At 67.8% G+C, this 23,186-nt stretch carries 20 protein-coding genes; 4 read left to right on the plus strand and 16 right to left on the minus strand.

Annotated features, from left to right (window positions below; genetic code table 11):
• The 13 genes from ftsZ to Q0Z66_RS06710 all read right to left on the minus strand — a co-directional run.
• On the minus strand, positions 1-875 hold an 875-nt coding region (gene ftsZ, locus Q0Z66_RS06650), incomplete at its 3' end, for a cell division protein FtsZ (RefSeq protein WP_298039255.1).
• Positions 876-1,037: 162 nt separating this feature from the next.
• The gene (locus Q0Z66_RS06655; protein WP_298039257.1) at positions 1,038-1,991 is read right to left on the minus strand and encodes an FtsQ-type POTRA domain-containing protein; all 954 of its coding nucleotides are present in this window, start codon (positions 1,989-1,991) and stop codon (positions 1,038-1,040) included.
• 2 nt (positions 1,992-1,993) lie between these two features.
• Entirely contained in the window at positions 1,994-3,394 is a 1,401-nt protein-coding gene (gene murC / locus Q0Z66_RS06660; RefSeq protein ID WP_298039259.1) for a UDP-N-acetylmuramate--L-alanine ligase, read from the minus strand.
• Positions 3,395-3,459: 65 nt separating this feature from the next.
• A complete protein-coding gene (locus tag Q0Z66_RS06665; protein ID WP_298039261.1) occupies positions 3,460-4,533 on the minus strand; it encodes a UDP-N-acetylglucosamine--N-acetylmuramyl-(pentapeptide) pyrophosphoryl-undecaprenol N-acetylglucosamine transferase in 1,074 nt (357 codons plus the stop codon).
• 9 nt (positions 4,534-4,542) lie between these two features.
• Positions 4,543-5,727 (minus strand): putative peptidoglycan glycosyltransferase FtsW, encoded by a 1,185-nt coding sequence (locus Q0Z66_RS06670; RefSeq protein ID WP_298039263.1) that lies wholly within the window; start codon positions 5,725-5,727, stop codon positions 4,543-4,545.
• Positions 5,696-7,228, minus strand: a complete 1,533-nt coding sequence (murD, locus tag Q0Z66_RS06675) for a UDP-N-acetylmuramoyl-L-alanine--D-glutamate ligase (protein WP_298039265.1) — start codon at positions 7,226-7,228, stop codon at positions 5,696-5,698. The genes Q0Z66_RS06670 and murD overlap by 32 nt, the downstream gene beginning before the upstream one ends.
• Positions 7,225-8,337, minus strand: a complete 1,113-nt coding sequence (mraY, locus tag Q0Z66_RS06680; protein ID WP_298039268.1) for a phospho-N-acetylmuramoyl-pentapeptide-transferase — start codon at positions 8,335-8,337, stop codon at positions 7,225-7,227. Before mraY ends, murD begins: the two co-directional genes overlap by 4 nt.
• The gene (gene murF / locus Q0Z66_RS06685; RefSeq protein ID WP_298039271.1) at positions 8,334-9,746 is read right to left on the minus strand and encodes a UDP-N-acetylmuramoyl-tripeptide--D-alanyl-D-alanine ligase; all 1,413 of its coding nucleotides are present in this window, start codon (positions 9,744-9,746) and stop codon (positions 8,334-8,336) included. Before murF ends, mraY begins: the two co-directional genes overlap by 4 nt.
• 31 nt (positions 9,747-9,777) lie before the next feature.
• Positions 9,778-11,559 carry a penicillin-binding protein 2 gene (locus tag Q0Z66_RS06690; RefSeq protein WP_298039274.1) on the minus strand — a complete coding sequence of 594 codons (1,782 nt, stop codon included), beginning with the start codon at positions 11,557-11,559 and terminating at the stop codon, positions 9,778-9,780.
• A gap of 21 nt (positions 11,560-11,580) precedes the next feature.
• Positions 11,581-12,153: a hypothetical protein gene (locus Q0Z66_RS06695; protein ID WP_298039276.1), complete on the minus strand. Its 573-nt coding sequence runs from the start codon at positions 12,151-12,153 to the stop codon at positions 11,581-11,583.
• The gene (rsmH, locus tag Q0Z66_RS06700; RefSeq protein WP_298039279.1) at positions 12,150-13,088 is read right to left on the minus strand and encodes a 16S rRNA (cytosine(1402)-N(4))-methyltransferase RsmH; all 939 of its coding nucleotides are present in this window, start codon (positions 13,086-13,088) and stop codon (positions 12,150-12,152) included. Before rsmH ends, Q0Z66_RS06695 begins: the two co-directional genes overlap by 4 nt.
• 101 nt (positions 13,089-13,189) lie before the next feature.
• A complete protein-coding gene (gene mraZ / locus Q0Z66_RS06705) occupies positions 13,190-13,621 on the minus strand; it encodes a division/cell wall cluster transcriptional repressor MraZ (RefSeq protein ID WP_298039282.1) in 432 nt (143 codons plus the stop codon).
• Positions 13,622-13,870: 249 nt separating this feature from the next.
• Positions 13,871-14,263 (minus strand): DUF3040 domain-containing protein, encoded by a 393-nt coding sequence (locus Q0Z66_RS06710; protein ID WP_298039284.1) that lies wholly within the window; start codon positions 14,261-14,263, stop codon positions 13,871-13,873.
• Between the two features lie 88 nt (positions 14,264-14,351).
• Between Q0Z66_RS06710 and Q0Z66_RS06715 the strand changes: the two genes are divergently transcribed.
• Positions 14,352-15,440, plus strand: coding sequence for a polyprenyl synthetase family protein (locus Q0Z66_RS06715; protein ID WP_298039287.1), 1,089 nt, complete (start codon positions 14,352-14,354; stop codon positions 15,438-15,440).
• Between the two features lie 10 nt (positions 15,441-15,450).
• Here the strand turns inward: Q0Z66_RS06715 and Q0Z66_RS06720 are convergent, their stop codons facing one another.
• Positions 15,451-15,801, minus strand: coding sequence for an Rv2175c family DNA-binding protein (locus tag Q0Z66_RS06720; protein ID WP_366938978.1), 351 nt, complete (start codon positions 15,799-15,801; stop codon positions 15,451-15,453).
• A gap of 202 nt (positions 15,802-16,003) precedes the next feature.
• On the opposite strand from Q0Z66_RS06720, the gene Q0Z66_RS06725 reads away from it, so the two are divergent.
• Together Q0Z66_RS06725 and pknB are read left to right on the plus strand one after the other, a co-directional pair.
• Entirely contained in the window at positions 16,004-16,921 is a 918-nt protein-coding gene (locus tag Q0Z66_RS06725; RefSeq protein ID WP_298039289.1) for a LysM peptidoglycan-binding domain-containing protein, read from the plus strand.
• Between the two features lie 73 nt (positions 16,922-16,994).
• Positions 16,995-18,944 carry a Stk1 family PASTA domain-containing Ser/Thr kinase gene (pknB, locus tag Q0Z66_RS06730; RefSeq protein ID WP_298039291.1) on the plus strand — a complete coding sequence of 650 codons (1,950 nt, stop codon included), beginning with the start codon at positions 16,995-16,997 and terminating at the stop codon, positions 18,942-18,944.
• Between the two features lie 109 nt (positions 18,945-19,053).
• Here the strand turns inward: pknB and Q0Z66_RS06735 are convergent, their stop codons facing one another.
• Both Q0Z66_RS06735 and Q0Z66_RS06740 read right to left on the minus strand, forming a co-directional pair.
• On the minus strand, positions 19,054-20,391 hold the full coding sequence (locus Q0Z66_RS06735) for a class II 3-deoxy-7-phosphoheptulonate synthase (protein ID WP_298039294.1): 1,338 nt from the start codon (positions 20,389-20,391) through the stop codon (positions 19,054-19,056).
• A gap of 38 nt (positions 20,392-20,429) precedes the next feature.
• Positions 20,430-21,116, minus strand: a complete 687-nt coding sequence (locus Q0Z66_RS06740) for a 1-acyl-sn-glycerol-3-phosphate acyltransferase (protein WP_298039296.1) — start codon at positions 21,114-21,116, stop codon at positions 20,430-20,432.
• Positions 21,117-21,297: 181 nt separating this feature from the next.
• Between Q0Z66_RS06740 and Q0Z66_RS06745 the strand changes: the two genes are divergently transcribed.
• Complete coding sequence (locus Q0Z66_RS06745) at positions 21,298-23,124, plus strand: long-chain fatty acid--CoA ligase (RefSeq protein WP_298039299.1); 1,827 nt, start codon at positions 21,298-21,300, stop codon at positions 23,122-23,124.
• Positions 23,125-23,186: the final 62 nt, after the last annotated feature.

Below are 23,186 nucleotides of genomic sequence, written 5' to 3' on the forward strand. Positions count from 1 at the left end.
CCGAAGATGATGTTCGCCTCGGGGTGCGCGGCCTCCTTGACGAGGTCGGCGGCGTCGTGGATCTCGAAGATGCCGAGGTTCGATCCACCCTGGATCGACAGCAGCACGCCGTGCGCACCTTCGATGGATGCCTCCAGCAGAGGAGACTCGACGGCGAGCTCTGCGGCCTTGATGGCGCGGTCCGCTCCCCGAGCGGAGCCGATGCCCATGAGCGCGGATCCTGCGCCCTGCATGACGCTCTTGACATCCGCGAAGTCGAGGTTGATGAGACCGGGCGTGGTGATGAGATCGGTGATGCCCTGCACACCGGCGAGGAGCACCTGGTCGGCGGTCGCGAATGCCTCGATCATCGAGATGCCGCGGTCGCTGATCTCCAGAAGGCGGTCGTTCGGGACGACGATGAGCGTGTCGACCTCTTCCTTGAGCTTGGCGACACCCGCCTCCGCCTGGCTCTGACGACGACGCCCCTCGAAGGAGAACGGCTTCGTGACGACGCCGATGGTCAGTGCGCCGATCGACTTGGCGATGCGCGCCACGACCGGCGCGCCTCCGGTGCCGGTACCGCCGCCCTCGCCGGCGGTCACGAAGACCATGTCGGCGCCCGTGAGCGCCTGCTCGATCTCCTCCGCGTGATCCTCTGCGGCGCGACGGCCGACCTCGGGATCCGCTCCGGCTCCCAGTCCGCGGGTGAGCTCACGGCCCACATCGAGTTTGACGTCGGCGTCGCTCATAAGCAGCGCCTGCGCGTCGGTGTTGACGGCGATGAACTCGACGCCTCGCAGGCCGAGCTCGATCATGCGGTTGACGGCGTTGACGCCGCCACCGCCGACGCCGACGACCTTGATCACGGCGAGGTAGTTCTGGTTCTGGCTCATGGCCGGCCTCCGATATGTCGAGCCTGGAAGAATGTGAACCTTAAACCTCAACTAGAGGTGTAAAGTATTTCCCGGTATTGCGTTCTCTCAGATCGAAGGTATGCGCCATCCGCCCGCGCGCGTGCAACGACACGGCGTGTCGGCGTATCACCGGGCTCCTCGTCATCCCGCGACGGGGGCGAGCGGCGACGAGACGTCGATGCTCCGGGCGTCCGGCTTCGCGGTGAGCACGCCGCTCAGGGTCTGCGCCTTCAGGACCGACTCCTCCGCGCTCCCCCACACGACGACCAGTCCGTTGTCCAGCGTGATCGTGACATCGTCCAGTGTGCTCGCCGCGACCTCCACGACCCCGGCTCGCACGTCCTCGGGCAGGGACCGCACCACGAGGCCGACGGACTCGAAGGCATCCGAGCCCGGCCCGCCCACGACGTTCAGGATCGGCTGCCCCTCCGGTCGGTCCGGCGTCGTCGAGAGTGCGACTCCGGCGGCGTCGACGAGGGTGAATCCGGCATCCGATTCCAGCACCCCCACCGGTGTGCGCTCCACGATCCTGACCGTTAGATCGTGCGGCGGGCGGGCTTCGAGCGCGTAGCTCTCGATCAGCGGGAAGGCCATCAGCGCCGCCTTGATCTCACTTTCGTCGACGAGGGCGAGCGGCGTTCCCATCTGCTCGAACAGCGCCGACTCGATGAGCCCGGCATCCAGCGTCGATGCCCCCGCCACCGTGATCCGGCGCACGGCGAACAGCGGGCTGTAAGCGGCGGCGACGCTGCCCCCGATGAGAAGGAGGATCGCGCCCGTCACGCCCAGCCACAGCATCCGCCGCCGTCTCGACCTCTGGGTGAACCGGCGGATCTCGGCCCGCAAGGTCTTGCGGCGCGCACGCGCCGCGCGCCAGACGTCACGGCTCGTCAGAACTCGCTCGTCGTCCGGAGCATCCTCGACGCTCGCATCGGGAGCCGCCTCTCCGGAGGCTTCATCTGCTCCCGGATCCCGGATGTCGATGGGGTCCGGCGTATCCGGCTGCTCCTCACCGGCACCGGAGCGCGACGGGCCCCGCCACGGGGCCGGTTCCTCGCGCTCCGCCGTCGACGGCAGCGGTGCCGGGCGACGCATGCTCAGGCCTCGGCGGTGCCGCGGAGGGCGTCGAGCACCTGCGGGATGATCAGGTAGACGTTGCCGCAGCCGAGAGTGATGACGTAATCGCCCTCGCGGGCCACGGTCGCCGTGTAGTCGGCGGCCTCCTGCCAATCGGCGACGTAGCGCACGTTGGCAGCATCCTGAAAAGCACCGCTGACGAGCTCGCCCGTCACACCGGGCACGGGATCTTCCCGGGCGCCGTAGACGTCGAGCATCACCGTGTGATCGGCATAGGCCTCGAGGACCTCCGCGAACTCCCGGTACATGTGCTGAGTGCGCGAATAGGTGTGCGGCTGCTGGATCGCGATCAGGCGTCCGTCGCCGACCACGCTGCGCGCTGCTTCGAGCGCGACCTTGACCTCGGTCGGGTGGTGCGCGTAGTCGTCGAAGACGCTGACCCCGCGCTCCACTCCGTGAAGCTCGAAGCGGCGGACGGTCCCCGCGAAGCCCTCGACGGCGCGCACCGACTCGGCCAGCTCGTAGCCGAGCATGAGCAGCACGGCGACGGCTCCCGCGGCGTTGATGATGTTGTGCGCGCCGGGGATCGCCAGCTGCAACCGCTCGGAGGATCCGCGATACGTGATCGTCGCCGAGACGGGACCGGCGGTCGAGATCTCGGTCAGTCGCACATCCGCGTCCTCGGCCAGACCGAAGGTCGTGACGTTCTCGTGCGACAGCCCGGCCAGCACGCGGAGCGCACCGGGGTCGTCGCTGGAGATGACGACGGCTTCGGAGGCGGCATCCGCGAATCGGATGAACGCATCGTGGAAGGCCTCGTCGGAGCCGTAGTGGTCGAGGTGGTCGGGATCGACATTGGTGATCAGGGCGATCGCCGTGTCGTAGAGGAGGAATGTGCCATCCGACTCATCGGCTTCGACGACGAACAGCTCATCGGCGCCCGATGCGCTCGAGGCGCCCAGCTGCTCGATGACGCCGCCGTTGACGAAGTTGGGGTCTGCGCCCAGGGCCTGCAGCGATGTGACGAGCATGCCCGTCGAGGTCGTCTTGCCGTGGGCCCCCGCGATCGAGACCAGGCGGCGCCGGCCGATCAGCCAGTGCAGCGCCTGCGAGCGGTGGATCACGTGCAGGCCGCGCTCCTTCGCCGTGACGAACTCGGGGTTCTCCGGCCAGATCGCTCCGGTGTGGACGACGGTATCGGCCTCACCGAGGTGAGCGGCGTCGTGTCCGACGTGGACGGTCGCCCCCGCGGCCTCCAGCGCACGGAGCGCGTCACTGTCGGAGCGGTCGGAGCCGGAGACGCGGATGCCCGCGTCGAGGAACATCTGGGCGAGTCCGCTCATGCCGGATCCGCCGATGCCGATGAAGTGCGCGGCGGTGATGGACTCCGGGATCGGGAGGGAGAGGTCAGGTCTGATCATGTCGCATTCATTCTAATTCGCGCCCCTGATCGGGGGTTCGGGGCACGCCGGGCTGTGGATAAGGCTCAGCGCGCCACGGCCCGGTCGATCAATCCGATCATGTTCTCGGTGCCGGTGCGCGTGCCGACGCCCTCGGCCGCCTTCGCCATCGCGGCGATGCGCTCTCGGTCGTTCAGCAGTGGGATCACCTGATCTCGGATGCTGTCGCCGGTGAGGCCGGCGTCCTCGATGAGGATCGCGGCTCCCGCGGACACGGCGGAGGCCGCATTCAGCTTCTGCTCGCCGTTGCCCACCGCATAGGGAACGTACACGGCGGGGATGCCGAGCGCGCTGATCTCGCTGACGGTCGCGGATCCGGCGCGGGAGACGATGAGATCGGACAGGGAGAACGCGAGATCCATGCGATCGACATAGCGGCGAAGCGCATAACCGGGCACCTCGGGATCGGAGAGCTCGCTCCGCTCGCCCGTGACGTGCAGCAGCTGCCAGCCGGCGGCAATGACATCCGCCCAGGAGCCGGCCAGAGCCTCGTTCAGGCGCTGCGCTCCCAGGGAGCCGCCGAAGACCAGGAGGACCGGGCGCTCGGCGTCCAGACCGAAGTGCTCGGCCGCCTCCGCGCGGGTCGCGACCCGGTCGAGCTCCACGATCTCACGGCGCAGGGGCATCCCGACGACCTCGGCGCCGGAGAGCGGGGTCCCGTCGAAGGCCACGCCGAGTCCGGCTGCACGCCGCGCACCGAGTCGGTTCGCCAAGCCGGGCTTCGCGTTGGCCTCGTGCACCACGTAGGGCACGCCCTCACGGCGCGCAGCGATGTACGCCGGCGCGGAGGCATAACCACCGAAACCGACGACGACATCGATCCGGTGGCGGCGGATGTGCCCGCGGACCTGCGCGATCGCACGACGGAAACGAGCGGGGAAGGCCAGCGCCTGGCGGTTCGGCCGGCGCGGGAACGGCACCTTGTCGACGATCAGCAGCTCATAGCCGCGCTCGGGCACCAGACGCGCTTCCAGTCCTTCCTTCGTTCCCAGGACGAGCACGTCCGCCTCGGGGTCGCGGGCACGAAGCCCATCGGCGACGGCGAGCAGAGGGTTCACGTGGCCGGCGGTGCCACCGCCGGCGAGAAGGTACGAGGTCACCAGGTGACCTTACCCCTTTCCACCGACCTGTTCCCGCTCGGGCGCCGGGATCGTCCGCGCGAATGCGAGCAGCACGCCGCACGCCAGCAGGACCGCGATCAGCGCAGTGCCGCCCTGGGACATGAACGGCAGAGGAACGCCCATCACGGGGACGATGCGCAGCACGACCCCGATGTTGATGAGTGCCTGTCCGAGAATCCAGACCGTGATGCCGCCTGCTGCGACGCGGATGAACGGATCGGAGGTCTTGCGCATGATGTGGAAGGCGCCGATGGCGAAGAACGTGAAGAGCCCGAGCACGACGATGCAGCCGATCAATCCCAGCTCTTCACCGACGATCGCGAAGATGAAGTCGTTCGCCGCCGCGGGCAGCCAGCCGTACTTCTCCTGGGAGTTGCCGAGTCCGAGGCCGAAGATCCCGCCGTTGGCCATCCCCCAGACCCCGTGGATCGACTGGTAGCAGTCGGTCTCGTAGAGGGTCATGTCCTCGCAGCTCGCCGTCATTCGTCGCATGCGGTCCGGGCTCATCACGGCGAGCAGCGCGACGCTGACGACACCGAGCAGAACGGGGATGACGAACAGCCGCAGCCTGACCCCGGCGAAGAACAGGCATCCGAGCAGGATGAGGACGAGCACCATGCTCGTGCCCAGGTCGTGGCCCGCCATGACCGTGCCGATCACGAGGACGCTGACGGGGACGACCGGGATGAACACGTGCTTCCACACGCCCAGCAGAGCGCGCTTGCGCAGCAGCACGTAGGCGATCCAGATCGCCAGGGCGAGTTTGAGGAATTCAGACGGCTGCGCCGATATGCCCGCGACCTTGATCCAGTTGCGGTTTCCATCAGCGGCCACGCCGAGCGGTGTGAAGACGAGAAGCTGCATCGCGATCCCCGCGATGAGCGCCGGCCAGGCGATCTTCTTCAGCACCGAGATCGGGACCCGGCTGACGAGGAACATCAGTGGGATTCCGACGGCGGCGAACATCGCCTGCTTGAGAGCGGTGTCCATGACGCCCATCTCGACGGCGCTCGTCGCCGAGATGACCATGACGATGCCGAAGCAGGTCAGCAGCAGTGCGGTCGATGCGATGAGGAGGAACTCGGTCGACGGCGGTGTGAAGATTCGCCCCAGTGTGACCCGCGCGGCGAGTCCCCGGGACTCACTCCGCGACGGGCGAGCCGTCTGAGTCATCAGCACTCCCCCGGTCGATCCACCTGCGCACCGCTTCGGCGAAGCGATGACCACGATCCGCGTAGCTGTCGAACTGGTCGAAGGATGCCGCGGCAGGGGCCAGGAGAACCGTGCCCCCGTCTGCGACGATCCCCGCGGCCGTTTCGACCACGCGTGTCATGATCTCTTCAGTCTCAGCGCTGACGACCTCGATCACGGGCACGTCGGGCGCGTGTCGCTCGAATGCCGCGACCAGCTCGGCGCGTTCCACACCGATGATGAGCGCGGCGCCCGCCGTGCGTCCGGCTCCCGCGATGAGGTCAGAGAGGTCGACGCCCTTGAGATCGCCGCCGAGCACCCAGACGGCTCCCGGGTAGGCGCGCAGCGAGGATGCTGCGGCGTGCGGGTTCGTCGCCTTGGAGTCGTCGATCCAGGTGATGCCGGCGTGGCGGGCGACGACCTGGATGCGGTGCGCATCGAGTCGGAAGCCCTGCAGCGCACGGTGGATGGCCTCGGCAGGGACGCCGACGGCGCGTGCGAGAGCACTCGCCGCGAGGATGTTCTGCACGATGTGCGGTGCCGAGAGGCCCACGGCGACCAGATCGTCGATCGTGGTGAGCTCCAGGGCGCTGTTGCGCCGGTCCTCGATGAAGGCCCGGTCGACGGCGATGCCGTCGACGATGCCGAAGTCGCTCGGCCCGGGAACGCCGAGATCGAATCCGATAGCCCGCGCCCCCTCGCGCACATCGGCCTCCTCAACCATCTCCCGCGTCGCGATGTCGGCTTTGTTGTAGACGCAGGCGACGCGCGTGTTCCGGTACACGAAGGCCTTCGCAGCGCGATACGCGTCGGCGCTGCCATGCCAGACCAGGTGGTCGTCGGCGAGGTTCAGGCAGACCGATGAGTGGGGCTCGAGCTCGCCGGCGGCGCTGCTCTGTCCGATGTACCAGAGCTGGTGGCTGGAGAGCTCGACGACGAGAACATCGAACCCTGCGGGGTCTCGCACGGCGTCGAGGACCGGAATCCCGATGTTGCCGCACGGCGCCGCCCGCAACCCGCCCTCGCGCATCAGCGTCGCGGTGAGCTGCGTGGTGGTCGTCTTGCCGTTGGTGCCGGTGATGAGCACCCAGTCGGCGGGCGTTCCGTCATCGCGCACGACCTTGTCGCGCACCCGCCATGCCAGCTCGACGTCTCCCCACAGGGCGATTCCCTGCTCCTGCGTCCAGCGGATGAGCGGATGCGAGGGCGCGAAGCCCGGCGAGGCGACGACCACGTCCGGCGCGAACGCGACGAGCGCCGCCGGTGCCTCATCCAGTTCTCCGATCGCCAGCTGCGCACCGATCACGGGGACGAGGCGCTCGTACTCCTCGGAGGCGGACTCCGAGAGGACGAGGACCTCGGCGCCGAGCTCGGTCAAGGTGTCGGCGGCGGAGAAGCCGGTCACCGAGAGTCCGAGGACGGCGACGCGCAGCCCCGCCCAGTCGGCGCGCCAGCTGGTCAGCGAGTCGAGGCGGCTGCTCATGCGAGGCTGAGCCATTCGACGTAGAAGAGGCCGATCGCCGACACCGCGAGCAGACCCGCGATGATCCAGAGCCGCACGACGATCGTGACCTCGGGCCACCCGCGCATCTCGAGATGGTGGTGGAACGGGCTCATGAGGAACAGGCGCTTGCCCCGGGTGATCTTGAAGTACGCGCGCTGCAGGATCACGGACCCCGAGGAGAGGACGAAGATGCCCGCGATGAGCAGCAGAAGCAGCTCGGTCCGGGTGAGGATCGCCATCGCCGTGATCACGCCGCCGATCGACATCGATCCGACATCGCCCATGAACACCTTGGCCTTGGGTGCGTTCCACCAGAGGAAGCCGACGAGCCCCGCGGCGAAAGAGGCCGCGACGATCGCGAGGTTGAAGGGGTCGCGCACTGAATAGCATGCCTCGAGGACATCTGCCTCGGCACCCGTGGCGCTGAAGCAGGACTGCTTGAACTGCCAGAAGGCGATGAGGCTGTATGCGCTGACGACGAAGACACCGGCTCCGGCGGCGAGGCCGTCGAGCCCGTCGGTCAGGTTCACGCTGTTGGAGGTCGCGATGCCGACGAGCGCGATCCAGACCAGGTAGACGATCCAGCCGATGATCACCCCGAAGGCGAACAGGTTGAGCCAGGGGATGTCGCGGAACAGCGAGATGTAGCCGCTCGCCGGAGTCTGGTCGAACTGGTTCGGGAAGTTCAGGGCCACGACTCCGAACGGGATCATGACGAGGAGCTGGCCGAAGACCTTGCGCCAGCCGGACAGGCCGAGACTGCGCTGGGATTTGACCTTCATGTAGTCGTCGATGAAACCGACGATGCCGAAGCCGAGCATGAGCCACAGCACGAGGATCGCCGACAGCGCCGGCGTGCTCCCGCCCGCGTAGACGCCGGTGAAGTAGCCCACGATCGTGCCGAGGATGAAGATGATGCCGCCCATGGTGGGCGTTCCCCGCTTGGCCTCGTGGCTCGGGTTGCTCGCGTCTTCCGGTGTGCGGATGACCTGTCCCCACCCCCAGCGGCGGAACAGCCGCAGGAAGACCGGGGTCAGGAAAAGAGTGAAGGCGAGCGAGATGGCCGCAGCCATGAGGAGTGATCTCACGAGAACAATTCTCCCAGACGGTCGCCGAGGTGTCGGAGCCCGACGGAGTTGGATGACTTCACGAGCACACGGTCGCCGTCGCGCAGCTCGGTGCGCAGGTAATCGAATGCGGAGTCCTGGTCGGGCAGGTGGACGGCTTCGCTGTCCCACGAACCCTCGCCCACCGCGGCGAGGTAGAGCCGGCGTGCCTCCGGGCCGACGATGACGATCCGGCGGATGTTCAGACGCACCGCGAGCAGCCCGATGCGGTCGTGCTCCTCACCGGCATCCTCGCCGAGCTCGCTCATCGCGCCGAGAACCGCGACGGTGCGCTCCTCGGCTCCGCTGATCTGCGCCAGAGTGCGCAGCGCCGCGGCCATGGAATCGGGGCTGGCGTTGTACGCGTCGTTGATGATGCGCACCCGATCATTGCCCAGGGGCTGCATGCGCCAGCGCTCCGCGATCTCGAGCGTCTCGAGGCGCGCGGCCGCGACGGCCGGCGCGACGCCGAGAACGCGAGCGGCGGCGATCGCGGCCAGGGCATTGTTGACGTGGTGCGCGCCGAGCACCTGCAGGTGGAGCGGCAGCGTCTCACCGTCGACGACGATCGCGGTGCGCGTGCCGTCCGCCGCGACCGAGATCTCCTCGGCTCGGAGGTCCGCGGTCGCGCCCTGCCCGAAGCCCACGACGCTCATGCCGCGCGCGGCGGCGATCTCGCGCATAGCGGCGACGCGGGGGTCGTCGATGTTCAGCACGGCCGTGCCGGTGGAGCGGGCGGCGGTCACGAGCTCCGACTTCGCCTTCGCCGTGGCCTCGATGCCCCCGAAGCCTCCGGCGTGCGCCATGCCGACCATCAGGACGACGGCGATGTCCGGCTCGACCAGACCCGCCAGGTGCGCGATGCTCCCCGGCTCTGCCGCTCCGAACTCGCTCACGAGGAACTTCGTCGTCGGGGTGACGCGCAGCATCGTCAGCGGAGCCCCGACCTCGTTGTTGTACGACGCGATCGGCGAGACCGTCTCACCCTCGTCCGAGAGGATGCGGGCCAGCATGTTCTTCGTCGTCGTCTTGCCGTTGGACCCGGTGATGCCGACGATCCTCAGATCGCCCTGATCCCGAACCCGTGCAACGACGGCGCGCGCCAGGTCGGCGAGGGCGGTGACGGCATCCGGCACGACGATCTGCGAGACCGGCGCATCCACGGGGCGCTCCACGAGGGCGAGCACAGCCCCCGCGGCGACCGCGGCGTCGACGAAGCGATGTCCGTCGGTGTCGGCACCGGGCTTGGCGACGAAGACGCCCCCGGGAACCATCTTTCGGGAATCCGTGTCGACGACCCCGTCCACCACGGTCTGCGCGGTGTCGGTGCCGTCGATGCGCAGGTCGCCGCCGGTGATGGCGGCGATCTCTGCGAGCGACAGGGCGATCATGAAATCTCCAGGTGCGGCACGCTCGTGCCGGCTACTTGAATTTGGGAAGCAGCTCGTCCATCGGTTCGGAGGACGGCGACACGCGGTAGGCCTTGAGCACTTGAGTCATCGCCTTCTGGAAGGCATCCGCGGTCGCTGCTGACGAGACAACTCTAGTCGGCTCGTCGAGTGTCACGACGACCACGTACTCCGGATCGTCCACCGGGGCGAAGCCGGCCATGCTCGTGAAGTAGATCCCGTCCTTGTAGCCGCCATTGCCATCGGGCACCTGCGCGGTTCCGGTCTTGGTCGCCACACGGTATCCCGGGACCTTGATGCTGTCGGAGAGCCCGCCCTGGACCGAGACGTTCTCGAGGATGCGGGAGACCTGATCCGCCGTCGATTCGGAGATGATCTGCTCGTGCTCGGGGGCCTGAGCGGGCACGACCGTTCCATCGTCGAGCGTGCAGGACTCGACGAGCGAGAGGTCGATCTTCTCGCCGCCGTTCGCGAGCGCCTGATAGGCGCCGGCCAGCTGCGGCGCCGTGACGGTGAAGTAGTGTCCGAAGGTCGTCGTGTACAGCGACTGGCTGTCCCAGTTCTCGACCGGGTGCAGCAGACCCGGCTCCTCGCGGGGGAAGTCGATCGTCGTCTCTCCGACGCCGAACCGCTCCAAATACTCGTGGCGCGTCTGCGCATCGATCATGGTGCCGAACTTCGCCAGTGCGACGTTCGAGGAGTCGATCATGGATCCGGCGAGCGTGTACTGATGGGCGCCGTGCACGAAGGCGTCGTTGATGACCGCTCCGTTCGCGAACTTCTCATGACTGGATGCCGAGACCGTGGTGTTCCCGTTGACGACCCCCTCTTCGAGCAGGGTGGCCGCCGTGATCGCCTTGAAGGTCGATCCCGGCTCGAACGTGCGGGTGAAGATGCGCGTTCCCCAGTCCTCCGGGCTCGAGGAATCGAGGTCGTTCGGGTCGAGCGAGGGCCATTCGGCGGCGGCGCGGATCTTTCCGGTCTTGACCTCGACCACCGTGACCGAACCCGCCTTGGCGTTCTGGGTGTGCGCCTCCTCGGCGATCATCTGCTGCAGGTACCACTGCAGATCGCTGTTGATCGTCAGGGTGACGGTGCCGCCGTCCTCCGCGGGAACCGTGCGGTCGCTCCCCGGAATGATCACGCCGTCGGTCCCGCGCAGATAGGTGCGCTCCCCGCTCGTGGGCGCGAGACAGGCGGATTCGAGCTGCTCGACACCGGACTGGGCCTCACCCGCGCTGTCGAGGTATCCGACGATGTTTCCGGCGACGGCCCCGTTCGGATACAGCCGCGTCTCGCGCGGTGTCATCGACAGGTAGACCAGGCCCAGGTCGCGCAGCTTCAAGTAGTCGGCGGTGCTCAGCCCGTTCTTGAGCAGGTAGTACTGCGAGTCGGGATTGTTCTCGAGGTTCGCTGCGACACCGGCGCGCAGATCGGCGGCGTCCTGCCCGGTGATCTCGGCGATCAGCTCCGATGCCTCCTCCCAGGGGTGCTCGGGCGGATTCTTCTCGTTTCCGTCGACCTCCTCGATGAGGCTCGGACTCAGCTGCGCGTCGTAGATCTTCACGCTCGAAGCGAGCACGATGCCGTTCTCGTCCTCGATCGTGCCGCGGGCACCGGTGAGCGTCTGCGTCGAGCCGAGCTTTCCGACCTCCAGGGAATCCGCGATGTGGTCGTTGGCGCTGACCACCTGGATGTCGACGAGGCGGATGACGAAGGCGACCAGCACGCACAGGATCGTTCCGAGGGCGAAGACCGTCCGGCGCCGGGGTCCTCGCGTTGCTCGTGACGTCATGGGGTTCCCTCAATCATCTGGTCAGCGGGTGGTCGGGCTGGGGAGTCCGTCATCGAGTGTGGGCGGGAGGTTCGACTCGACGGGAGCGGGAGTCTCCTCCTCCGCGGCTTCGCTGCTCTCGGCCGCCGCGGCCGCCTTCGCCTCGAGAAGCGCGTTCTGGACCGCGCCGGTCCCGGTGGGATCGACGCTGGAGTACCAGCCGGCTCCGGCGTCCGCACCGAGGACGGCCGAGTCGCTCAGCCGGAGGTAGGACGCGGAACCGGCGACGATCATTCCGAGCTCATCGGCCTTGGTCGCCAGACGCTGCGGCGAGGCGAGACCGGCCAGATCGTCGCTGAGGGCGCTGGAGCGCAGGTCGAGCTCACGCTGCTGGGAGGTGAGGTCGGCGAGGACGAACGAGTCGCGAGTGATCGCGAGCGACAGTCCGACCTGGGCCGCTCCGATCGCCGCCGCTCCCCCGAGCGCGATGAGCGCATAGATGAGCTTCGGCCGGCGCTTGCGGGCCGGGGCCGTGACGGTGGTGAGCCGACGCGCGGGTCGAGCCGCGGGCTTGCTCGGCACGGGCAGCGCTGCTGCCGCTGTGGCACGGCTCATATCGACTCCCGGATTCTCTCGGCGGCGCGCAGGCGGACCGGGATGGCCCGGGGGTTGCGCGCCTTCTCTTCTTCGTCGGCGAGTTCCGCCCCCTTCGTCAGGGTGCGGAAGCGCGGCGCGTGCTCGGGCAGCTCGACGGGGAGGCCGGCAGGTGCGGTCGAAGCGGATGCCGCCGCGAAGGCCTGCTTGACGAGTCGGTCTTCGAGCGACTGGTAGCTCATGATCACGATGCGCCCGTTGACCGCGAGAGAGCCCATGGCGGCGGGAATCGCGTCGGCGAGGACGCTCAGTTCGGCGTTGACCTCGATGCGCAGCGCCTGGAAGACGCGCTTGGCGGGATGCCCCGTCCGCTGCGCGGCCGCGGGCGTCGCCGCCTGCAGGAGGTCCACGAGGTCCTGCGATCGCACGAGGGGCTTCTCGTCGCGGGCCTGGACGATGAACCGGGCGTAGCGGGCCGCCAGCTTCTCCTCGCCGTAGCGCTCGAAGATCCGGCGAAGGTTCCCCTCGCTGTAGGTCGACAGGACCTCGGCCGCGGTGATGCCGGCGGTCTGGTCCATGCGCATGTCCAGCGGAGCATCCTTGGAGTACGCGAATCCGCGCTCCGCCTCGTCGAGCTGAAGGGAGGAGACGCCGAGGTCCATCAGGATGCCGGAGGCTCCCTGCGCGTGCAGGGCGATCTCGTCGTACACCGTGTGGACGAGGGTCACCCGGTCGGCGAAGCGCGCCAGACGCTGTCCTGCGATGCGCAGCGCGTCGGTGTCACGATCAAGGCCGATCAGCCGAATGTTCGGGAACCGCTCGAGCAGCGCTTCGGAGTGGCCGCCCATGCCGAGCGTCGCGTCGACGAGGATCGCGCCGTCGTGCTGGAGCGCGGGGGCGAGGAGTTCGACGCAGCGGTCGAGGAGGACGGGTGTGTGGATGTCTCGGATGTCCATGATTCTTTCCGGTGATCTTCGGCTCTGATTCCCCTCCGCTTCGCGACCCGGCACCGGGGAAGTGTGTCGGGGCGGGAGCGGCGGGGCATCACAGCCGAAGGTCAGAAGAGGCCCGGGATCACCTCCTGTTCCAGTTCTGAATAGTTCTCCTCGCCTGCTTCGAGGTAGGCGTTCCAGGCGGCGGCATCCCAGATCTCGGCGTGCGCGCCGACGCCGGTGACGACGAGCTCCTTCTGGAGACCGGCGTACTGGCGCAGGTGAGCGGGGATCGTGATGCGGTTCTGGCTGTCGGGCATTTCCGCGCTCGCTCCCGAGAGGAACATGCGCAGGAAGTCCCGAGCCTGCTTGTTGGTGAGCGGCGCCTGCCGGATGCGTTCATGCATCGCCTCGAATTCGGCGGTGCTGAAGACGTAGAGGCATCGCTCCTGGCCGCGGGTGACCACGATGCCGCCGCCGAGATCCTCACGGAATTTCGCCGGAAGGATGACACGACCTTTGTCATCGAGCTTCGGAGTATGCGTCCCCAACAACATCGGCCATCACCCCCTCTGTGTCCGGCCAACCTCGAGGTTTGCCCCACTTTACTCCACTTATCCCCACTTTCCTATGGCTGGACTCCACCGGTCTCGATGATCTGTATGATTGGCACCTCAAAAACCCCGGAATACCGGGGAATCTCCACGGGGAGGGCGAGTGGAGGGAAATGGGGCGTTTCGAACGGCACGCCGGAAGAAACAAAAAACCCGGATGCCAATGGCATCCGGGTTCTGGAAGGGAGAGGCTCAGCGGCCGTCTTGGCGGCGATCCCATCGATCGTTCATGCGATCCATGAAGGATGCCGACCCCGGCGCAGGTCGTTTCGCGGAGGATCCCGAGGGAACCGCGGTCGGGCCGGTACGACGGACGGGTGTGGCCGCGAGGATCACGCCGACGACCATCGCCGCGAATCCGATCACGCCGACCACGATGCTCCCGACCGCGCCGATCGTGCTGCCGAGCGCGACGGCGGAGACCAGCGCGGCGATGCCGACGAGCAGCAGAAGCGCACCGTATACGAGGTTTCGGTAGCTGAGCGTGCGATCCCCGGAGGGAGCACTGACGATGTCCGCGTCGTTGTGCAGGAGATGGCGTTCCATCTCATCAAGCAGACGCTGCTCCTGTTCTGACAGTGGCATGACGTCTCCCCTCATGTCGGTGACCTCCAGTCTAGCCGCGTCCGGTCCCCCGAGGCTAGCCATCGGCTGAGAACCTAAGCTGAGGATCGTGACTTCTTCGACACTCGTTCAGGACGCCGTCGCCGACCGGTTGGAGCGCTTCTTCGCCCAGCGACGAGAGGAGTCCGACGATTACGGCCCGGACGCCGCCCTCTTCCTCGAGGCCGCGCGCGGGACGCTCCTGGGCGGCAAGCGCCTACGGGCTCGCTTCTGCCACAGCGGCTGGCTGTCCGTGGCGCGCGAGGCGCTCCCCGAGGCCGCCGAGACGGCTGCCCTGTGGGACCTCTGCGCGGCCCTGGAGATCTTCCAGTCCGCGGCCCTCGTCCACGATGATCTGATCGACAACTCCGACACGCGTCGCGGCCGTCCCGCCGCGCATCGCGCTCTCGAGGAGCAGCACCGGGATCTGGACTGGGCCGGCGACGCCGAGGCGTTCGGACGCGCATCCGCGATCCTGCTCGGCGACCTGCTGGTCGCTTGGAGCGATGACCTGATGGAGCAGGCGATCGCCGAGCACCCGCACGCCGCTGCGGTGCGGGAGGAGTACGCCCGCATGCGACGCGTCGTCACAACCGGCCAGTTCCTCGACATCGCCGAGGAATCCGCGTGGCGCGTCAACGACGCCTCGACCCATGCCGCGCGCGCCCTGCGCGTCGTCTCGCTGAAGTCCGCCCGATACAGCATCGAGCAGCCCCTCGTGCTCGGGGCGGCCCTGGCGGGCGCCGATGCGGAGCAGATCGCCGCACTGCGCGGCTTCGGGCACCCGATCGGCGTGGCCTTCCAGCTGCGCGATGACGTGCTCGGGATCTTCGGCGACGAGTCCGTGACCGGAAAGCCCGCCGGTGACGATCTGCGTGAGGGCAAGCGCACCGTCCTCATCGCGCTCGCGCGTGAACGGCTCGACGGGCCGGCGCGCGAGGAGCTCGATGCGATGCTCGGCGATCGGTCGCTCACCGAGCAGCAGGTTCAGAGGATGCAGTCCGTGATCCGTGCGGCGGACGCTCTCGACCGCGTCGAGGAGATGATCACGGAGCACGCCCGTTCCGCCGAAGCAGCACTGGTCGGGGCGCGCCTCGAAGCGGCCGCAGTCGACGACCTGCGCGATCTCGGGTTAGCGGCGACCGTCCGCTCGTCCTGAGCGTCGGGCCTCAGGCGAGCGTGCGCGCCACGCGGCGGACCGCGCTCTTGTGTCCGTCCAGAAGCGCCGCCATGGGCGAGCGTCCGAGCTCGGCCTCCTCGGCCAGCAGCCAGTCGATCGCCTCATCATCCGAGAAACCGGCGTCCTGCAGCACGATGATGGTCCCGCGCAGGGACGGAAGCGGGCTGCCGTTCACGATGAAGATCGAGGGAACGGCGAACGCGCCGTGGCGCTGCGAGCCGATCAGGTACTGCTCGGCGATCAGACGCCGCACCCGCCCCAGCGGCTCATCGAGCACCTCGACGAGGTCGGGCATGGTCAGCCAGTCGAAGGCCGGGGTTTCGGGAGCAGTCTCAGACACCCTCCGACTATCTCATCTCCCGGCTGACGAGACGCCCTGCGACACAGTTCACTACCGCCACATCCGCCACATTGGTTGACATGCGTTGACGAGCGTGTCAGCGTTTCAGGAGTCAAAAGACGGGGGAACCATGAAAACGACCACGCCACGACACGCTCAGATCGGGGTCCCCGCTGCGGTTCTCGGCGTCATAGCGAGCGCGATGAGCGCATCGCCCGCGACAGCAGTCGAACCGGCTTCCACCGGCGACACGCACCAGCTCGACGCCACAGCGCTGCCCCGCGCGGCCGCATCCGCTCCAACCGCCGCGGCCACCGGCACAAACCTCCCGGAGTTCCACACGGTGCGCCCGGGAGACACCGTGGCCGCGATCGCTGCCTCCTTCGGCCTCGCCACGGCCGACGTCCTCGCCTGGAACGATCTCAGCTGGAGATCCGTCATCTACCCGGGCCAGACCATCCGGCTGACCTCCCACTCGCCCTCCGCCTCTCCCGCACCGAAGTCCGCGACGACGGGGACGCACACCGTCGTCGCGGGTGACACGGTCTTCGCGATCGCCGAGAACCACGGCACGAGCGTCGCGGCGATCCTCGCGGCGAACTCGCTCACGCCCGCATCGATCATCTACCCCGGCCAGATCCTCCGGATCGCTCCCCCGGCGCCGTCCGCGGACGCCGCCCCCGCGGCATCCGCAGCGCCCGACACAACCGCCGCGCTCAACGCGTCCCAGGCGGAGAACGCCGCCCTCATCATCCGCATCGGCCGCGAGCTCGGCGTCCCCGAACGAGGCATCGCGATCGCCCTGAGCACCTCGATGGTCGAATCCTGGATGCGCAATCTCGACTGGGGCGATCGCGATTCGCTCGGCCTCTTCCAGCAGCGCCCCAGCACCGGATGGGGCGACCCTTCTCAGATCATGGACCGCGGGCACAGCATCCGCTCGTTCTTCCTCGGCGCGCACAACGCCGACGGAACCACCACACGCGGCCTCCTCGACATTCCCGGCTGGCAGGAGATGCCCTTCAGCGATGCCGCCCAGGCGGTGCAGATCTCCGCCTACCCGGAGCGCTACGGGCTCTGGGAGCAGGCCGCATACCGCTGGCTCGAGCTGTACGGCTGATTCTCGCGGCTTTCCCCGCGCAAAAGGTGAGGCGTTCCCGGGCCTCACAGCCACTTCTCCATAGAATTCGTACGTGACGACCAATCAGCAAGCCGACCCGCTCATCGGGCGGCTCGTCGACGGTCGGTACCGGGTCCGGGCGCGCATCGCCCGCGGCGGGATGGCCACCGTGTACGTCGCCACCGACCTCCGACTCGAGCGACGCATCGCGCTGAAGGTCATGCACGGCCACCTCAGCGACGACTCGGTGTTCCAGAGCCGCTTCATCCAGGAGGCCCGAGCCGCGGCCCGGCTCGCCGATCCGAATGTGGTCAACGTCTTCGATCAGGGGCAGGACGGCGAACTCGCCTACCTCGTCATGGAATACCTGCCCGGCATCACCCTGCGGGAGCTCATGCGCGAGCAGCGGCGGCTCACGATCGCGCAGACCATCACGATCATGCATGCGATCCTCTCCGGGCTCGCCGCCGCGCACAAGGCCGGGATCGTGCATCGCGACGTGAAGCCCGAGAACGTCCTCCTCGCCGAGGACGGCCGCATCAAGATCGGGGACTTCGGACTCGCCCGCGCCACGACCGCAAACACCGCCACCGGGCAGCAGCTGCTGGGCACCATCGCCTACCTCGCCCCCGAACTCGTCACCCGCGGCACGGCGGATGCCCGTAGCGATATCTACGCGCTCGGTATACTCCTCTACGAGATGCTCACCGGCGAGCAGCCCTACAAGGGCGAGCAGCCCATGCAGATCGCCTTCCAGCACGCCACCGAATCGGTGCCGCGCCCGAGCGTGCGCAACCCCGCCGTTCCCGAGCAGCTCGATGAGCTCGTCCTGTGGTCGACCGAGAAGGCACCCGATGAGCGCCCCGACGATGCTCAGCAGATGCTCGACCGGCTCCGCGAGATCGAGCGCGAACTCGACATCGCCCCGACGGCGACGACAGCACCGACCAAGACCATCAAGTCGATGAGCGACTCCAGCGACCTCACCCAGGTCATGCCGGCCACGATGGTCGCACAGACGCTCGAGCCGACGGGCCCGATTCCGCAGCCCATCGACAACGCCACCGTGCTGCGCCGCCGCACCGCCAAACGGCGCGCTCGCGGCGCGCTCGTCTTCTCCCTCGTGTTCTTGCTGGCGACGATCGCCGGCGGCGTGGGCTGGTGGTTCGGCTCGGGCCCCGGTTCGCTTGTCACGGTTCCCGTCGTCGCAGGTCTCGACTATGACGCCGCGGCTGCCGCACTGGCCGAAGACGGCTTCGTCGCAGTTCCGGCCGACGAGAGCTCGATCGATATCGAACCGGGCTTGACGATCCGCACGGATCCCGCCGATGGCGAACGCAAGGACAAGGGCACCGAGGTCACCGTCTTCGTCTCCTCCGGCCCCGCCCAGCACCGGCTCGATCCGCTGAACGGCATGACCGCAGACGATGCCCGCGCCTATCTCGATGAGCTGCACGTCGACGTCGCCGATGACGATCTGCTGCTGTATTCGGATGCCGAGCCCGATGTCGTCATCAATGCCACCATCACGCCTCGCGCGGGCGGCGAAGCCTATGAGTGCGGCGACGGCTGCGAAATCTTCGAAGCCGATAGTGCTCGCCTCGTCGTGTCGCTGGGCGCACTCCCCGATGTCGTCGGACTCTCTCGCGCCGAGGCGACCGCGCAGCTCGGCGACAAGCAGATCTCCGTCGACCTCGCCGAGGAGTACAGCGACTCGATCGCCGAGGGCGTCGTCATCCGCACGGGCGACCGTGCAGAAGGCGGCAACTGGCGCCCCGGCGATACCATGCCGCTCGTGATCTCGCTCGGACCTCAGCTCTTCGAGGTTCCCGATGTCACCGGGCTCAACCGCGACGACGCCGCGCAGCGCATCCGCGATGCTGGCTTCGAGCCGACCTGGAACGCCCTGTGGACGCCGTTCCCGAACGGGCTCACGGAGGTGCGCGGCACCGATCCCGAAGGCGGATCGATGCGCCGCGCGGGCACCGAGATCACCCTGCTGATCCGCAGCAGCGGCCTCTGAGCCCTCCCGTCACGAGCCGGCGCCGCTCGCCCGCATCCGCTCGGGAAAACGACGAAGCCGCCCGGATCCGCTTCCACGGCATCCGGACGGCTTCTGAACGTTCTGCTGCTCAGCGCTTCTCGAGCTCCTCGGCCACGAGGAAGGCGAGCTCCAGCGACTGCATGTGGTTCAGGCGCGGGTCGCACAGGCTCTCATAACGAGTCGCCAGAGCTGCCTCGTCGATGTGCTCGGAACCGCCCAGGCACTCGGTGACGTCGTCGCCGGTCAACTCGACGTGAATGCCGCCGGGGAACGTGCCCACGGCGCGATGCGCCTCGAAGAAGCCGCGCACCTCGTCGACCACATCGTCGAAGCGGCGCGTCTTGTAACCGGTCGGCGTCGTGATGCCGTTGCCGTGCATGGGGTCGGTGACCCACAGCGGCTGAGCGCCGGAATCGCGTACGGCCTCCAGAAGCGGCGGCAGAGCATCGCGGATCTTGCCGGCACCCATGCGGGTGATGAACGTCAGGCGACCGGGTTCGCGGTTCGGATCGAGCTTGTCGATCAGCGCGAGCGCCGTCTCCGGTGTGGTCGTCGGGCCGAGTTTCACGCCGATCGGGTTGCGGATCTTGGAGAAGTAATCGACGTGCGCGCCATCGAGATCGCGCGTGCGCTCGCCGATCCACAGGAAGTGCGCCGATGTGTTGTACGGCGTCTCTGTGCGCGAGTCGATACGCGTCATCGGGCTCTCGTAGTCCATCAGCAGGCCCTCGTGCCCCGTGAAGAACTCGACGCGCTTGAGCTCGTCGAAGTCCGCTCCCGCGGCCTCCATGAACTTGATGGCTCGATCGATCTCGACCGCCATGCGCTCATAGCGCTGGTTGGCGGGGTTGGTGGCGAAGCCCTTGTTCCAGGAGTGCACCTCGCGCAGGTCTGCGAAACCGCCCTGTGTGAACGCCCGGATGAGGTTCAGCGTGGATGCCGCCGTGTGGTACCCCTGCAGCAGACGGCCGGGATCGGCCGTGCGCGATGCCTCGGTGAAGTCGTAGCCGTTGACGATGTCGCCGCGGTACGCGGGCAGCGTCACATCGCCGCGCGTCTCGCTGTCGCTCGAGCGGGGCTTGGCGAACTGCCCCGCCATCCGGCCCATCTTCACGACCGGCATGGATGCGCCGTAGGTGAGGACGACGGCCATCTGCAGAACCGTCTTGATCCGGTTGCGGATCTGCTCGGCGGTCGCGCCGGCGAAGGTCTCGGCGCAGTCGCCGCCCTGCAGCAGGAATGCTCCACCGGATGCTGCACGCGCGAGGCGGTCGCGGAGGTTGTCGACCTCTCCTGCGAAGACGAGCGGCGGGAGCGCCGCGATCTGACGCGACACGTCCGCGACGCGGTCGGTGTCGGGCCAGGTGGGCTGCTGCTTGATCGGGAGGGTGCGCCAGGCGTCCAGGGCGTCGTGCTGCTGATGCATTGCCCCAGCTTACTGGGCGCCGTGCGGGCTGCGGACCGTCAGTTACGGCGCGGCATCCGCTCTTTCACAGAGGACGCGTACACGTCGTCGTACTGCTGCTCACCCAGGCGCTGCAGCGCGACCATGATCTCGTCCGTGACCGAGCGCAGGATGTAGCGGTCGTTCTCCATGCCGGCGTAGCGGGAGAAGTCCAGAGGCTCTCCGATCACGATGCCCACCCGCACCACTCGCGGGATCGTCCGGCCGATCGGCATCGCCGTATCGGTGTCGACCATGACCACGGGTATCACCGGCACCTTGGATTCCAGCGCCATGCGCGCGATGCCCGTCCGGCCCCGGTAGAGCTTGCCGTCGGGACTGCGCGTTCCCTCGGGGTAGATGCCGAGGAGCTCCCCAGATCCGAGAACCTGCAGGCCCGTGTTCAGCGATGCCTCCGAGGCCTTTCCGCCGGAGCGGTCGATGGGGATCTGCCCCGTGGCCTTCATGAAGTTGCGGGTGGCCCAGCCCTTGATGCCGCGACCTGTGAAGTAGTCGCTCTTGGCCAGGAAGGACATGCGGCGGTCGATCAGCAGGGGCAGGAAGATCGAGTCGGACACCGACAGGTGGTTGCTCGCGAGGATCGCGGCACCATTCTTGGGCACGTTCGCGCGCCCCACGATCCAGGGGCGGAAGATCGCCTTGATCACGGGGCCGATCACGACGTACTTCATCAGCCAGTAGAACATCGTCTGGCAGTCTATCCCGCACCCCGGCCGGCGCCCCCGCACCGCACCGGCCAGGGATCTCACCAACCGTGACTGAGTGCCAGAAATTGTGCGACTGAATCCCAATTCATCCCATCGAGCGCGCCCTCCGTGCCCTAGACTCTGGAGAAACCCGTACCCGACCGGTACCGAAGGAGTTGCCGTGGTTCAATTCGAAGTCCCCGCGATCGTCCCTGCTGATCCCGAGGCGAACATCAGCGATCTGCTGGCCAAGCGCGTTGAGGCGACCCCTGATCGTGCACTGTTCTCCGTCCCCGACGGCGCGGGCTGGCGCAACATCTCCGCCGCCGATTTCCAGACGGCCGTCATCGCTCTGGCCAAGGGGTTCGTCGCATCCGGGATCCAGCCCGGCGAGAAGGTCGGATTCCTGGCCCGGACCACCTATGAGTGGTCCCTCGTCGACTTCGCCCTCTTCTATGCCGGCGCCGTCATGGTTCCGATCTACGAGACGAGCTCCCCCGCCCAGATCCAGTGGATCCTCGAGGATTCGGGCGCCATCGCCCTCATGGTCGAATCCGCCGACCACTTCGCGAAGGTCGACGAGGTGCGCGGCGACCTGCCCCTCGTCCGCGAGGTCTGGCAGATGCACCTCGGATCGATCGATGCCCTGACCGCGGCGGGTCTCGACATCGAGGATGCCGAGATCGAGCGCCGCCGCAGCATCGCCGTCGGTTCCGACCTCGCCACCCTCATCTACACGTCCGGCTCGACGGGCCGCCCGAAGGGCTGTGTGCTGACGCACAGCAACTTCGTCGAGCTGGCCCGAAACTCGGCCAAGGCCCTCGACCCGGTCGTCTCCGCGCCCGATGCTTCGACGCTGCTATTCATCACGACGGCGCACGTGTTCGCACGGTTCATCTCGATCCTCGCCGTGCACGCCGGCGTCCGCACCGGCCACCAGCCCGACACCAAGCAGCTGCTGCCAGCGCTGGGATCCTTCAAGCCCACCTTCCTCCTCGCGGTCCCGCGCGTCTTCGAGAAGGTGTACAACTCCGCCGAGCAGAAGGCAGAGGCCGGCGGCAAGGGCAAGATCTTCCGCGCCGCGGCCGCCGCCGCCGTCGAGCACTCCCGCCTGCTCGAGGCGGGCGCGAAGGTGCCGCTCGGTCTGCGCATCAAATTCGCGCTGTTCGACAAGCTCGTCTACGGCAAGCTGCGCGCGGCCATGGGCGGCCGTGTCAGCTTCGCGGTATCCGGGTCCGCGCCTCTCGGCCCGCGCCTGGGGCACTTCTTCCACAGCCTTGGCGTTGTCATCCTCGAGGGATACGGACTCACCGAGACCACCGCTCCGGCGACCGTCAACCTCGCCGACAAGTCGAAGATCGGCACCGTCGGTCCGGCCCTGCCCGGTGTGGGCATCCGTCTCGGAGAGGACGGCGAGATCGAGGTCCGCGGAATCAACGTCTTCAAGGAGTACTGGAACAACCCCGAGGCGACGGCCGAGTCCTTCCACGACGGATGGTTCCGCACGGGCGACATCGGCAGCTTCGATTCCGAGGGCTTCCTCACGATCACCGGTCGCAAGAAGGAGATCATCGTCACCGCCGGCGGCAAGAACGTCTCCCCCGCCGCCCTCGAGGACCCGATCCGAGCGAACCCGATCGTCGGCCAGGTGGTCGTCGTCGGCGATCAGAAGCCGTTCATCTCGGCTCTGATCACGCTCGACTCGGAGATGCTGCCGACGTGGCTGGCGAACAACGCTCTGCCCGCCGACATGTCGCTGGCGGATGCCGCGAAGAACGATGCCGTCCGCGCCGAGGTGCAGCGCGCCGTCGACATCGCCAACAAGGCGGTCTCGCGGGCCGAGTCCATCCGCAAGTTCCGCATCCTCGACTCCGAGTGGACCGAGGCCAGCGGCCATCTCACGCCGAAGCTGTCGATCAAGCGCAACGTCATCATGACCGACTTCGCCGATGAGGTCTCCGCGATCTACGACGAACCGGTGCAGACCACCAACGTCGCGATCGGCTGAGCCCGCGCCCCACATGACGAACGCCCCGACATCGTCGGGGCGTTCGTCATGTGCACGGGATG

Origin of the sequence: uncultured Microbacterium sp., from assembly GCF_947632095.1 — a bacterium.
Taxonomy (GTDB): domain Bacteria; phylum Actinomycetota; class Actinomycetes; order Actinomycetales; family Microbacteriaceae; genus Microbacterium.

What these genes read in the sequence shown, in the direction of transcription:
- Q0Z66_RS06655 (WP_298039257.1), bottom strand. Translation starts at nt 1,991, where the DNA reads ATGCGTCGCCCGGCACCGCTGCCGTCGACGGCGGAGCGCGAGGAACCG.
- murC (WP_298039259.1), bottom strand. Translation starts at nt 3,394, where the DNA reads ATGATCAGACCTGACCTCTCCCTCCCGATCCCGGAGTCCATCACCGCC.
- Q0Z66_RS06670 (WP_298039263.1), bottom strand. Translation starts at nt 5,727, where the DNA reads ATGACTCAGACGGCTCGCCCGTCGCGGAGTGAGTCCCGGGGACTCGCC.
- murD (WP_298039265.1), bottom strand. Translation starts at nt 7,228, where the DNA reads ATGAGCAGCCGCCTCGACTCGCTGACCAGCTGGCGCGCCGACTGGGCG.
- murF (WP_298039271.1), bottom strand. Translation starts at nt 9,746, where the DNA reads ATGATCGCCCTGTCGCTCGCAGAGATCGCCGCCATCACCGGCGGCGAC.
- Q0Z66_RS06690 (WP_298039274.1), bottom strand. Translation starts at nt 11,559, where the DNA reads ATGACGTCACGAGCAACGCGAGGACCCCGGCGCCGGACGGTCTTCGCC.
- Q0Z66_RS06695 (WP_298039276.1), bottom strand. Translation starts at nt 12,153, where the DNA reads ATGAGCCGTGCCACAGCGGCAGCAGCGCTGCCCGTGCCGAGCAAGCCC.
- rsmH (WP_298039279.1), bottom strand. Translation starts at nt 13,088, where the DNA reads ATGGACATCCGAGACATCCACACACCCGTCCTCCTCGACCGCTGCGTC.
- mraZ (WP_298039282.1), bottom strand. Translation starts at nt 13,621, where the DNA reads ATGTTGTTGGGGACGCATACTCCGAAGCTCGATGACAAAGGTCGTGTC.
- Q0Z66_RS06710 (WP_298039284.1), bottom strand. Translation starts at nt 14,263, where the DNA reads ATGCCACTGTCAGAACAGGAGCAGCGTCTGCTTGATGAGATGGAACGC.
- Q0Z66_RS06725 (WP_298039289.1), top strand. Translation starts at nt 16,004, where the DNA reads ATGAGCGCATCGCCCGCGACAGCAGTCGAACCGGCTTCCACCGGCGAC.
- Q0Z66_RS06735 (WP_298039294.1), bottom strand. Translation starts at nt 20,391, where the DNA reads ATGCATCAGCAGCACGACGCCCTGGACGCCTGGCGCACCCTCCCGATC.
- Q0Z66_RS06740 (WP_298039296.1), bottom strand. Translation starts at nt 21,116, where the DNA reads ATGTTCTACTGGCTGATGAAGTACGTCGTGATCGGCCCCGTGATCAAG.